Consider the following 11,942-nt stretch of genomic DNA (forward strand, 5'->3'; position numbering starts at 1 on the left):
GAGTTTTATATGAGCAAGCAGAAAACCAATGGCATCAGTGGCGAAGAACTGGTCAAACTGACCATTAGCGCTCTGGAAGACGTCAAAGCCCAGGACATCCAGGTCATCGACGTGCGCGAAAAGCACAGCCTGACCGACTACATGATCATTGCCACCGGTACCTCCAACCGCCAGATCAACGCGATGCTGGAAAAGGTCCGTGAAGCGGTCAAGAAACAAGGCGCACAGCCGCTGGGCGAAGAAGGCAAGGGTGACAGCGACTGGGTGCTGCTGGACCTGAACGACGTCATCGTGCACATGATGACCGCCGCTGCCCGCCAGTTCTACGACCTGGAGCGTCTGTGGGCGGGTGCCGAGCAGAGCCGTGCTGCTGATGCCAAGCATCACAGCCCGGAAAACGCCAGCGCCTACTTCGATGACAAGATCAAAGACCGGGAATAAGGAAGCGTCGTGCGTCTGCGCCTGATCGCGGTCGGCTCGCGCATGCCGAAGTGGGTCGAGGAAGGTTGGCATGAATATGCCAAGCGCCTGCCCGCCGAGCTGTCGCTGGAGCTGGTGGAAATCCCGCTGAACACCCGTGGCAAGAATGCCGATGTCGCCCGCCTGATCCGTCAGGAGGGCGAAGCCATGCTGAGCAAGGTTCAGCCTGGGGAACGCATTGTCACCCTCGAGGTCCATGGCAAGCCCTGGAGCACCGAGCAGCTGGCGACCGAGCTGGACCGCTGGCGCCTGGATGCGCGAACGGTGAATTTGATGGTGGGCGGCCCGGAAGGCCTGGCGCCTGAGGTTTGCGCGCGCGCCGAGCAACGCTGGTCGCTGTCGCCGCTGACCCTGCCACACCCGTTGGTAAGGATACTGATCGGCGAGCAGATCTACCGCGCCTGGACCGTGTTGTCCGGGCACCCATACCACAAATGAGCCTGTAAGCAGTCAGATGTCGCAGCCGATCCGCCTCAAGGACCACGAGAAAGACGCCCGCCTGGTGCGCAACCGCGTCGTGGTCGGCGCGGTGGCGATCATGCTGCTTATTTGCGTGCTGATCGCGCGGCTGTACTACCTGCAGATCATCCAGTACGACTATCACTCGACGCTGTCAGAGAACAACCGGGTGCATGTGCAGCCGATCCCGCCGACCCGCGGGCTGATCTTCGACCGCAACGGGGTAATCGTTGCCGACAACCGGCCCAGCTTCAGCCTGTCGATGACCCGCGAACGTGCGGGTAACTGGCAGGAAGTGCTGGATACCATCGTCGAAGTACTGGACCTGACGGCCGACGACCGGGCGCTGTTCGAGAAGCGCATGCGCCAGGGCCGTCGGCCGTTCGAGCCGGTGCCGATCTTGTTCGAACTCAACGAAGAGCAGATCGCCCGGGTGGCGGTGAACCAGTTCCGCCTGCCAGGCGTGGAAGTGGTGGCCCAACTGGTGCGGCATTACCCGCAGGGTGCGCATTTCGCCCATTCGGTGGGTTATGTGGGGCGCATCAACGAGAAAGAGCTGAAAACGCTCGACCCGGTGAACTACAGCGGCACCCACCATATCGGCAAGACCGGCATCGAGCGCTTCTACGAAGACGACCTGCACGGCCAGGTCGGCTACGAAGAAGTCGAGACCAACGCCCGAGGCCGCGTGCTGCGGGTGCTCAAGCGCACCGACCCGAAACCGGGCAAGGACATTGTGCTGAGCCTGGACATCAAGCTGCAGGAAGCCGCCGAGGCCGCCCTGGGTGGCCGGCGTGGCGCAGTGGTAGCACTCGACCCACGCACTGGCGAGGTGCTGGCGATGGTCAGTCAGCCTAGCTTCGACCCCAACCTGTTCGTCACGGGCATCAGCTTCAAGGCCTATGCCGAACTGCGCGATTCGATCGACCGGCCGTTGTTCAACCGCGTGCTGCGTGGCCTGTACCCGCCCGGTTCGACCATCAAGCCGGCGGTGGCCATCGCCGGCCTGGACAGTGGCGTGGTCAATGCCAGCAGCCGGGTGTTCGACCCGGGCTATTACCAACTGCCCAACTATGACCACAAATACCGTAACTGGAACCGCTCCGGCGATGGCTGGGTCGACCTGGACACCGCGATCATGCGTTCCAACGACACCTACTTCTACGACCTTGCGCACAAGATGGGCATCGATCGGCTGTCCAGCTATATGAACAAGTTCGGCATCGGCCAGCGGGTTTCCCTCGACATGTTCGAGGAGTCCGCCGGGTTGATGCCGTCGCGCGAATGGAAGCGTGCCACCCGCCGTCAGGCCTGGTTCCCCGGTGAAACACTGATTCTCGGCATTGGCCAGGGCTATATGCAGGCCACGCCGCTGCAACTGGCCCAGGCCACTGCGCTGATCGCCAACAAGGGGGTGTGGAACCGCCCGCACCTGGCCAAGACCATCGAAGGCCAGCAGCCTGTGGACGACAACCCTATGGAAAACATCGTGCTGCGTGACAAGTCCGACTGGGCCAAGGTCACCCATGGCATGGAGCAGGTAATGCACGGCGCCCGCGGCACTGCGCGCAAGGCTGCCGCCGGTGCCCAGTACCGCATTGCCGGCAAGAGCGGTACCGCCCAGGTGGTGGCGATCAAGCAAGGCGAGAAGTACGACCGCAACAAGCTTCAGGAGCGCCACCGCGACCACGCCCTGTTCGTCGCCTTTGCGCCGGCCGAAGCCCCGAAAATCGTGGTATCGGTGATGGTCGAGAACGGTGAGTCCGGCTCGGGTGTCGCTGCGCCCGTGGTACGCCAGATCATGGACGCCTGGCTGCTCGACGAAAATGGCCGGCTCAAGCCCGAGTTCGCGCCTGCCACCGTTACCCAGGAATCGGCCCTGTGATGAACAATTTCGATCGCATGCTCTCCAGTGAGGATGTGATGCGTCGGCGCGCCAGCTTTCTGCAGCGTATCCATGTCGACGGCCCCTTGCTGATCATTCTGCTGACCCTTGCGGCCGGCAGCCTGTTCGTCCTGTATTCGGCCAGTGGCAAGAACTGGGACCTGCTGCTCAAGCAGGCCACCTCGTTCGGCATAGGCCTGGTGTCGATGTTCGTCATCGCCCAGCTGGAGCCGCGCTTCATGGCCCGCTGGGTGCCGCTGGCGTACTTGACCGGGGTGCTGTTGCTGGTGGTGGTGGACGTGATGGGCCACAACGCCATGGGCGCCACGCGCTGGATCAACATCCCCGGGGTGATCCGCTTCCAGCCCTCGGAATTCATGAAGATCATCATGCCTGCGACCATCGCCTGGTACCTCTCCAAGCGCACCTTGCCGCCCCACCTGAAGCACGTGGCGATCAGCCTGGTGCTGATTGGCGTGCCGTTCATCCTGATCGTGCGCCAGCCCGACCTGGGCACGGCGCTGCTGATTCTCGCCTCCGGCGCCTTTGTGCTGTTCATGGGGGGCCTGCGCTGGCGCTGGATCCTCAGTGTGCTGACGGCGGCGGTGCCAGTGGCGGTGGCGATGTGGTTTTTCGTCATGCACGACTACCAGAAGCAACGGGTACTGACCTTCCTCGACCCGGAAAGCGACCCGCTGGGCACGGGCTGGAACATCATCCAGTCGAAGGCGGCGATCGGCTCGGGCGGGGTGTTCGGCAAGGGCTGGCTGCTCGGCACCCAGTCGCACCTGGATTTTCTGCCGGAAAGCCACACTGACTTCATCATCGCCGTACTGGGCGAGGAGTTCGGCCTGGTCGGCATCTGCCTGTTGCTGATCGTCTACCTGTTGCTGATCGGCCGTGGCCTGATGATCACCGCCCAGGCGCAGACCCTGTTCGGCAAGCTGCTCGCGGGCAGCCTGACCATGACTTTCTTTGTGTACGTGTTCGTCAATATCGGGATGGTCAGCGGCCTTCTGCCTGTGGTGGGCGTGCCGCTACCCTTCATCAGCTATGGCGGAACATCGTTGGTGACGCTGCTGTCAGCGTTTGGCGTTTTGATGTCGATCCACACGCACCGCAAATGGATCGCGCAGGTTTGAATAAGGTGAAGAATTTCATGCAAGCAGTGCGTAACTGGGCTGCCCGTTGTGCGCCGTGGATTGGCGCGGTGGGCCTGTTCGGCGCTGTACAGCTGGCCCATGCCGGCGATTATCAAGGCTCACCGCAGGTGGCCGAGTTCGTTGGCGAAATGAGCCGCGACTATGGTTTTGCCCCGGAGCAGTTGATGAGCGTGTTCCGTGAAGTGCAGCGCAAGCAGTCGATCCTCGACGCCATCTCGCGCCCGGCCGAAAAGGTCAAGCCGTGGAAGGACTACCGGCCGATGTTCCTCACCGACGCGCGCATTGCCCGTGGTGTGGACTTCTGGCGCCAGCACGAAGCCGTGCTGGCCCGTGCCGAGCAGGAATACGGCGTGCCGGCGCAGTACATTGTTTCGATCATCGGTGTGGAAACGTTCTTTGGTCGCAACACCGGCAACTACCGGGTGATCGATGCGCTGTCGACGCTGGGCTTCGACTACCCGCCGCGGGCCGAGTTTTTCCGCAAGGAACTGCGCGAGTTCCTGCTGCTGGCCCGTGATGAACAGCTCGACCCGCTGACGCTCAAAGGCTCCTATGCCGGCGCCATGGGCCTGCCGCAGTTCATGCCGAGCAGTTTTCGCAACTACGCGGTGGACTTCGACGGCGATGGCCACATCAATATCTGGAATAACCCGGACGATGCCATCGGCAGCGTCGCCAGCTACTTCAAGCGCCATGGCTGGGTGGCGGGCGGGGGCGTGGTCAGTCGCGCCTGGGTGGACGGTGCAGGTGCCGAGCAAGGCCTGACCACCGGTATCGAGCCGGTGAAAACGGTAGGGGAGTTGCGCGCGCTTGGCTGGTCGGTTCATGATTCGCTGCGCGATGATCTGCCGGTTACTGCCTTCCGCCTTGAGGGCGACAATGGTCCCGAGTACTGGGTTGGCCTGAAGAACTTCTACGCGATCACTCGCTACAACCGCAGCGTGATGTATGCCATGGCGGTGCATCAGCTTGCGCAACAGCTGGTTCAAGCACGGGGCGTCAAGTAATGCGCGCAATCATCTCTGCCAACTCCTTCAAACTGCTGACCTGCCTCGCCGTTGGCGTGGTGCTGGCCAGCTGTTCATCCAGCCGCCCGACCCCGCAAAGCAGTGGCAACGTGGTGCGTACCCAGCCGGGGCTGGACATCAACCGGGCCCACAAGGACGGCGCGCCCTGGTGGGACGTGGATGTGAACAAGATCCCCGATGCCACGCCGACCGTGCACACTGGCAACTACAAGGCCAACCCCTACACGGTGCTGGGCAAGACGTATTACCCGATGCAGGACTCGCGCAATTACCGCGCCGAGGGCACCGCATCGTGGTACGGCACCAAGTTCCACGGCCAGAACACTGCCAACGGCGAGCTGTACGACCTGTATGGCATGAGCGCGGCGCACAAGACCCTGCCGCTGCCGGCCTACGTGCGGGTGACCAACCTGGCCAACGGCCGTAGCGTGATCCTGCGGGTGAATGACCGTGGCCCGTTCTATTCCGACCGTATTATCGACCTGTCCTACGCGGCGGCGAAAAAGCTCGGCTATGCCGAGACCGGCACCGCGCATGTGCGCGTCGAGGGGATCGACCCGCAGCAGTGGTGGGCCCAGCGTGGGCAGACGCCGCCGATGGTGCTGAAAGAGCCGCAGGTGGCCCAGACCCAGGCGATCCCGGCCAGTACCGGGCGTGTCGAGCAATGGACTCCGCCGGCACAGCAGCATGCGGCGCCGGTGGTGCCGGTGCAGGTGGGTGGCAACAATGTGCCTGGCGGTGCGGGTGGCAGCTTCCTTCAGGTCGGCGCCTTCGCCAACCCGGATGCCGCCGAGCTACTGCGCTCCAAACTCAGCACCATGGTCAATGCACCGGTGTTCATCAGCTCGATCGTGCGTAACCAGCAGACCCTGCACCGCGTGCGCCTGGGGCCGATCGGCAGCCAGGGCGAGATCCAGCAAGCACAAGACAGCATCCGCCTGGCGAACTTGGGGCAGGCCAAGCTGGTCACAGCAGACTGACCGCGTCGTCTTCTTCGCGGGCACACCCGCGCCCACAGGGGTATGCGACACCCTGTGGGCGCGGGCGTGCCCGCGAAGAAGGCAACACCAAACTGTCGGTTTTGTCATGAATTGCCGGGCGCGGCCATGTACAATGACGGCTTTTGCCCGCAGCGACATAAAGCCGCACGTTCGCGGGCCAGGCCAACGGCCATAAAACTAGACTGACTGGCGCTGGGCACATGATCTTGCCCAGGGAACATCTCAGACCATTAGCGATTTTCGAGAGACGGATGAACATCACCAACCTTGCCAAACGACTTTGCCTGCCTGTACTGCTGATGATCACGCCTGCCGCCTTCGCGGCAGAGCAGATGACGCCGGCGCCACCGCAACTGGCAGCCAAGTCCTACGTACTCATGGACGCGTCCAGCGGCAACGTGCTGGTCGAGAACAACGGTGACGAGCGCCTGCCGCCAGCCAGCCTGACCAAGCTGATGACCGCCTACATCGCCACCCTGGACATCCGCCGCGGCCAGATCGGTGAGAACGACCCGGTTACCGTCAGCGAAAACGCCTGGCGTACTGGCGGTTCGCGCATGTTCATCAAAGTCGGTAGCCAGGTGACTGTCAGCGACCTGCTGCATGGCATCATCATCCAGTCCGGCAACGACGCCTCGGTCGCTTTGGCCGAGCACATCGCAGGCAGTGAAGATGCCTTCGCCGACATGATGAACAAAACGGCTGCCGACCTGGGCATGAGCAACAGCCACTTCATGAACCCCACCGGCCTGCCGAACCCGGAGCATTACTCGTCGGCGCATGACATGGCGACCCTGGCCCGTGCGATCATCACCGTCGATCCGGCCCACTACGCCATCTACTCGCAGAAAGAGTTCTTCTGGAACAACATCAAGCAGCCTAACCGCAACCTGCTGCTGTGGCGTGACAAGACCGTCGATGGCCTGAAGACCGGCCACACCGACGAAGCGGGCTACTGCATGGTGGCTTCGGCTGTTCGCGATGGCCAGCGCCTGATCGCCGTGGTGTTTGGCACCAACAGCGAGCAGTCCCGTGCTGCCGAGACCCAGAAGCTGCTGACCTACGGCTTCCGCTTCTTCGAAACCCAGACCTTCTACCAGAAAGGCACCGAGCTGACCCAGGCCCCGGTCTGGAAAGGCGCCACCAGCCAGATCAAGGCTGGCCTGGCTGACGACCTGACCATGACTATGCCTAAAGGCCAATTGAAGCGTCTGCAAGCTTCGATGACCATGAACCCGCAGCTCACCGCGCCAATCGCCAAAGGTGACGTGATCGGCAAAGTGGAAGTCAAACTGGACGAGAAAGTGGTTCACAGCGCCGACCTGATCGCCCTTGATGGCGTCGAGGAAGGTGGTTTCTTCCGCCGTATGTGGGATAGCATCCGTCTATTCTTCTTCGGGTTGTTCAACTGATACGTGACCTGCATGCCCCCGCGTATCTAGCGGGGGCGTTGTTGTTGCCACGGCTTACGAGGCCGTTTCCGCCATGAGCGAACCAGACGTCAAGTCGCACAAGATCGAATTCCCTTGCGCTGATTACCCGATCAAGGTAATCGGCGATACTGTTGTCGGCTTCAAGGACACGGTGATCGAGATTCTCAGCAAGCACGCCAAGGTCGACCTTTCCACGCTGGCTGAACGCCAGAGCAAGGAAGGCAAGTACACCACCGTGCAATTGCACATCGTTGCCACCAGCGAAGATCAGCTGCACGATATCAACAGCGCCCTGCGCGCTACCGGCATCGTGAAAATGGTGCTCTGATGTCCGCCTGTCTCGGTTTTCGCGAGCTTGGCCTGCAGCCCTATGAACCGGTGCTGGAGGCCATGCGTCGCTTTACCGAGCAGCGCAGCCCGTGCAGCCAGGATGAAATCTGGCTGGTCGAGCACCCCGCGGTCTTCACCCAGGGCCAGGCCGGCAAGGCCGAGCACCTGCTGGTACCGGGCGACATCCCGGTGGTGCAGACCGACCGCGGTGGCCAGGTGACCTACCATGGCCCCGGTCAGCAGGTGGCCTACCTGCTGCTGGACGTGCGCCGGCTGGGCTTTGGCGTACGCGAGCTGGTCAGCCGTATCGAACAGGCCTTGATCGGCCTGCTCGCCAGTTACGACGTGCAGGCATCGGCCAAGCCCGATGCTCCTGGCGTCTATGTCGATGGAGCGAAGATCGCCTCCCTCGGCCTGCGAATTCGCAACGGCCGTTCGTTCCACGGCCTTGCCCTGAACGTGGACATGGACCTTGCGCCATTCCGCCGAATCAACCCCTGCGGCTATGCGGGGCTGGCCATGACCCAGCTGCGCGATCTGGCAGGTCCGATCGAACTCGACGAGGTCAGGACAAGGCTGCGCGGACAGCTGGTCAAGCACCTCGACTACGCTGAGCAGACGACCCTCACGGGCGGAATCGACTGAATATGACAACTGTGCAAGAAGCCGTGCCGAACCTGATATCTACCCAGGATGTCACCCCGCGCCAAGCGCCGAAGAAGGTGGAAGCTGGGGTCAAACTGCGTGGCGCCGACAAAGTCGCGCGCATCCCGGTAAAGATCATCCCTACTGACGAACTGCCGAAAAAGCCTGACTGGATCCGCGTGCGTATCCCGGTGTCGCCTGAGGTAGACCGTATCAAGCAACTGCTGCGCAAGCACAAGCTGCACAGCGTATGCGAAGAGGCCTCCTGCCCGAACCTGGGCGAGTGCTTCTCCGGTGGTACCGCCACCTTCATGATCATGGGTGACATCTGCACCCGCCGCTGCCCGTTCTGCGACGTTGGCCATGGCCGACCTAAACCGCTGGACCTGGACGAGCCGAAGAACCTGGCTGTCGCCATTGCCGACCTGCGCCTGAAGTACGTGGTGATCACCTCGGTAGACCGCGACGACCTGCGTGACGGCGGTGCCCAGCACTTTGCCGACTGCATCCGCGAAATTCGCGCGCTGTCCCCGGGTGTGCAGTTGGAAACCCTGGTGCCGGACTACCGTGGGCGAATGGATGTTGCGTTGGCGATCACTGCGCAAGAGCCGCCAGATGTGTTCAACCACAACCTTGAGACGGTGCCGCGCCTGTACAAGGCCGCGCGTCCGGGTTCGGATTACGACTGGTCGCTGGACCTGCTGCAGAAATTCAAGCAGATGGTACCGCACGTACCGACCAAGTCGGGGCTTATGCTTGGCCTGGGTGAGACTGACGAAGAGGTGATCGAGGTCATGCACCGCATGCGCGAGCATGAAATCGACATGCTCACCCTCGGCCAGTACTTGCAGCCATCGCGTAGCCACCTGCCGGTGCAACGTTTCGTTCACCCGGACACCTTCGCCTGGTTCGCCGAGGAAGGTTACAAGATGGGCTTCAAGAACGTCGCCTCTGGCCCGTTGGTGCGTTCTTCGTACCATGCTGACCAGCAAGCTCACGAAGCCAAGATCAAGCTCTGAACCAAAGAGCAGAGCCACGTATGCCGATGCACGCCGACAGGCGGCGTCGGCATTTTTATTTGCGCCCCACGCGCTGCTAGGAGCTGCGATGAATTGCGCCGAAACCCTCCAACCCAGCCTGCCAGCTGCGCTGCCGGCTAACGCCTGCTTTGCCATTGTCGCGCCGGCGGGCGCGGCGCGTCTGGATACGCACAAGGTCAGCCAGTGGTTCGCTGACCGCGGTTACCGTTGCCGTATCTACCCGGGTGCCCTGCAGGCGCAGGGCTATTTGGCGGGACCGGATCAACAGCGCCTGCAGGACCTGCATGACGCGTTTGCCGACCCGGCCATCGACGCCATCCTCTGCATGCGCGGCGGCTACGGCAGCATGCGCTTGCTCGGCCAGCTCGACTTCGAGCTGATTCGGCGCAACCCCAAGCCGTTGATCGGCTACAGCGACATTACCGCGCTGCACACGGCGATCTACCGGCATAGCGGGCTGGTTACCTTCCATGGGGGGATGCTCAATGCCGACCTGCTGGGCGCCAAGTTGCCGCCGACCGAGTCATCGTTGCTGGCGCAGCTGGGCGGGCACGTACGGGCAGGCGAGCAGCTTGTGCACCCGGCGGGCTATGCCTTGAGCAGTGTGTTGCCGGGTGTGGCCAGCGGCCCGCTGCTGGGCGGCAACCTGTCGATGCTGGGTGCGACCATGGGGACGCTTGCCGAGCTGGAGACCCAGGGCTGCATCTTGTTCATCGAGGACGTCAACGAGCCGTTGTACCGGGTCGACCGGCTGCTGACCCAGTTGCGCCTGGCGGGCAAGCTGGAGGGGGTGAAAGGCGTGCTGGTGGGGGACTTTGCCGGGATTACCACGGCGGCGTTGGCGCCGTTGCTGGAGGAGACCTTCGCGCCGCTGGGTGTGCCGGTGCTGGCGGGGTGGCGCAGTGGGCATTGCGACCCGAATGTGTGCTTGCCGCTGGGGGCTCGGGTCAGGCTGGACAGTGATCGGCAGAGCCTGGTGCTGGAGCAGGACCTGTTCAAGGTTTGAGGTTGTCGGGGCTGCTTTGCAGCCCATCGCGGCACAAGGCCGCTCCTACAGGGGATTGCGATACCTTGCAGTTACGCGGTTGGCTGTAGGAGCGCCCCCAGCATTCTCATTGCTGACGCAGGCTCTCAAGCAGCTTGTGGGTCGGGTAGCCATCTGCTGGCCACCCCAGCCCCTGCTGGGCAGTGCGAATGGCCTTGCGGGTATTGGCTCCGATGATGCCATCGGCATTCCCGGCCTCATGCCCACGGCTGTTCAACAAGTTCTGCAACTCCATGCGCTCGCTGCGACTCAACGGCAGGTCTTCTTTCGGCCAACTGCCGGCAATGAAGCCCCAGCCGCTGAAGCGGTCCCCCAGCAGGCTTACCGCCAGTGCGTAGGACGAAGAGTTGTTGTACTTCAGAATGGCGCGGAAGTTGTCCAGTACCAAAAACGCCGGCCCGCGGGCGCCAGCCGGCAGCAGCAGGGCGGCTGACAGCTGGTTGCTGTTGGCGGGCAACTGCGTGCCTGCAGGCAGTTTCACGCCCATTGCCAGCCACTCGCTCACCGGTTTGCGCAGCGCGCCATCGGCTTGCCAGAAATCGAAACCAGCTGGCACTTGTACCTCGAAGCCCCATGGCTGACCACGCTTCCAGCCCGAGCTTTGCAGGTAATGCGCCGTCGAGGCCAGGGCATCCGGTGTGCTGTTCCAGATGTCGCGGCGGCCATCACCGTCGAAGTCCACGGCATGGGTGTTGTAGGTGGTGGGGATGAACTGGGTCTGGCCCATGGCGCCCGCCCACGAGCCACGCATGGCCTCGGGCTGGATGTCGCCATGCTGGATGATCTGCAGCGCGGCGATGAGCTGGTCCTGGGCGAACTGCGGGCGACGGCCCTCATAGGCCAGCGTGGCCAGCGAGCGAATCACCGACTTGTTGCCCTGGAACTGGCCAAAGTTGCTTTCCATGCCCCACACCGCGACCAGCACCTGGCGATCCACGCCATAGCGTTGTTCGAGGCGGGTCAGCAGCTCGGCGTTCTGCTCCAGCAGCTTCTTGCCGTTGCGTACCCGCAGAGGCGACAGGGCGCCGTCGAGGTATTCCCACACCGGGCGGGTGAACTCAGGCTGGCTGCGGTCGGCCTTGATCACGTCCATGTCGGGGGTGACGCCGAGGAAGGCACTGTCGAACGTGCTCGGCGAGATGCCGGCTTGCAGGGCTTGCTGGCGGAAGCCTGCCTGCCACTGGGCGAAGGTTTGCAGAGGCTGGATTTCAGTGCTGACGTCGGGCGTTGTGCCGGGCACAGTCACCACTGGAGCGGGTTGGGCAGGGGCCAGCGGCAGTGCGTCGGCAGCGGTGGGCTTTTCCGCGCAGGCCACAAGCAGGATGAAGCTGGAGGCCGCGATCAGCTGGCGGGTTTCCCAACGGGGGATAAGACGGAAGAGCATGCACAGATCCAGAATTGCAGGTCAGGTGACGACCATACCATGCCTGCGC

12 protein-coding genes are annotated in these 11,942 nt (G+C 62.9%); 11 read left to right on the forward strand and 1 reads right to left on the reverse strand.

Going from position 1 to position 11,942, the window contains the following annotated elements; translation table 11 throughout:
- Positions 1-9: 9 nt before the first annotated feature.
- The 11 genes from rsfS (at position 10) to CKW35_RS17410 (ending at position 10,470) form a co-directional block, all read left to right on the forward strand.
- Entirely contained in the window at positions 10-441 is a 432-nt protein-coding gene (gene rsfS, locus CKW35_RS17360; RefSeq protein WP_016489366.1) for a ribosome silencing factor, read from the forward strand.
- Positions 442-450: 9 nt separating this feature from the next.
- Positions 451-918 (forward strand): 23S rRNA (pseudouridine(1915)-N(3))-methyltransferase RlmH, encoded by a 468-nt coding sequence (gene rlmH / locus CKW35_RS17365; RefSeq protein ID WP_003249722.1) that lies wholly within the window; start codon positions 451-453, stop codon positions 916-918.
- A 16-nt stretch (positions 919-934) separates the two neighbouring features.
- Positions 935-2,824, forward strand: coding sequence for a penicillin-binding protein 2 (gene mrdA, locus CKW35_RS17370; RefSeq protein WP_016489365.1), 1,890 nt, complete (start codon positions 935-937; stop codon positions 2,822-2,824).
- A gap of 38 nt (positions 2,825-2,862) precedes the next feature.
- On the forward strand, positions 2,863-3,966 hold the full coding sequence (rodA, locus tag CKW35_RS17375; protein ID WP_049275595.1) for a rod shape-determining protein RodA: 1,104 nt from the start codon (positions 2,863-2,865) through the stop codon (positions 3,964-3,966).
- A gap of 17 nt (positions 3,967-3,983) precedes the next feature.
- Positions 3,984-4,994 (forward strand): lytic murein transglycosylase B, encoded by a 1,011-nt coding sequence (mltB, locus tag CKW35_RS17380; protein WP_016489363.1) that lies wholly within the window; start codon positions 3,984-3,986, stop codon positions 4,992-4,994.
- Positions 4,994-5,995: a septal ring lytic transglycosylase RlpA family protein gene (locus CKW35_RS17385; protein WP_016489362.1), complete on the forward strand. Its 1,002-nt coding sequence runs from the start codon at positions 4,994-4,996 to the stop codon at positions 5,993-5,995. Before mltB ends, CKW35_RS17385 begins: the two co-directional genes overlap by 1 nt.
- Before the next feature lie 272 nt (positions 5,996-6,267).
- Complete coding sequence (locus CKW35_RS17390; protein WP_016489361.1) at positions 6,268-7,428, forward strand: D-alanyl-D-alanine carboxypeptidase family protein; 1,161 nt, start codon at positions 6,268-6,270, stop codon at positions 7,426-7,428.
- Between the two features lie 73 nt (positions 7,429-7,501).
- Complete coding sequence (locus CKW35_RS17395) at positions 7,502-7,777, forward strand: DUF493 domain-containing protein (RefSeq protein WP_016489360.1); 276 nt, start codon at positions 7,502-7,504, stop codon at positions 7,775-7,777.
- Positions 7,777-8,424, forward strand: coding sequence for a lipoyl(octanoyl) transferase LipB (gene lipB, locus CKW35_RS17400; protein WP_016489359.1), 648 nt, complete (start codon positions 7,777-7,779; stop codon positions 8,422-8,424). The genes CKW35_RS17395 and lipB overlap by 1 nt, the downstream gene beginning before the upstream one ends.
- A gap of 2 nt (positions 8,425-8,426) precedes the next feature.
- On the forward strand, positions 8,427-9,443 hold the full coding sequence (gene lipA / locus CKW35_RS17405) for a lipoyl synthase (protein WP_016489358.1): 1,017 nt from the start codon (positions 8,427-8,429) through the stop codon (positions 9,441-9,443).
- A gap of 88 nt (positions 9,444-9,531) precedes the next feature.
- Positions 9,532-10,470 (forward strand): LD-carboxypeptidase, encoded by a 939-nt coding sequence (locus CKW35_RS17410; RefSeq protein WP_060518556.1) that lies wholly within the window; start codon positions 9,532-9,534, stop codon positions 10,468-10,470.
- 106 nt (positions 10,471-10,576) lie between these two features.
- Here the strand turns inward: CKW35_RS17410 and CKW35_RS17415 are convergent, their stop codons facing one another.
- Complete coding sequence (locus CKW35_RS17415) at positions 10,577-11,893, reverse strand: lytic murein transglycosylase (protein WP_016489356.1); 1,317 nt, start codon at positions 11,891-11,893, stop codon at positions 10,577-10,579.
- Positions 11,894-11,942 lie beyond the last annotated feature (49 nt).

The organism is Pseudomonas sp. Irchel 3F3, from assembly GCF_900187545.1.
GTDB classification, from domain to species: Bacteria; Pseudomonadota; Gammaproteobacteria; order Pseudomonadales; family Pseudomonadaceae; genus Aquipseudomonas; species Aquipseudomonas fortuita.

Coding starts and splice junctions, on each gene's coding strand:
- rsfS (WP_016489366.1), top strand. CDS start 10: ATGAGCAAGCAGAAAACCAATGGCATCAGTGGCGAAGAACTGGTCAAA.
- mrdA (WP_016489365.1), top strand. CDS start 935: ATGTCGCAGCCGATCCGCCTCAAGGACCACGAGAAAGACGCCCGCCTG.
- rodA (WP_049275595.1), top strand. CDS start 2,863: ATGCGTCGGCGCGCCAGCTTTCTGCAGCGTATCCATGTCGACGGCCCC.
- mltB (WP_016489363.1), top strand. CDS start 3,984: ATGCAAGCAGTGCGTAACTGGGCTGCCCGTTGTGCGCCGTGGATTGGC.
- CKW35_RS17385 (WP_016489362.1), top strand. CDS start 4,994: ATGCGCGCAATCATCTCTGCCAACTCCTTCAAACTGCTGACCTGCCTC.
- CKW35_RS17390 (WP_016489361.1), top strand. CDS start 6,268: ATGAACATCACCAACCTTGCCAAACGACTTTGCCTGCCTGTACTGCTG.
- CKW35_RS17395 (WP_016489360.1), top strand. CDS start 7,502: ATGAGCGAACCAGACGTCAAGTCGCACAAGATCGAATTCCCTTGCGCT.
- lipB (WP_016489359.1), top strand. CDS start 7,777: ATGTCCGCCTGTCTCGGTTTTCGCGAGCTTGGCCTGCAGCCCTATGAA.
- lipA (WP_016489358.1), top strand. CDS start 8,427: ATGACAACTGTGCAAGAAGCCGTGCCGAACCTGATATCTACCCAGGAT.
- CKW35_RS17410 (WP_060518556.1), top strand. CDS start 9,532: ATGAATTGCGCCGAAACCCTCCAACCCAGCCTGCCAGCTGCGCTGCCG.
- CKW35_RS17415 (WP_016489356.1), bottom strand. CDS start 11,893: ATGCTCTTCCGTCTTATCCCCCGTTGGGAAACCCGCCAGCTGATCGCG.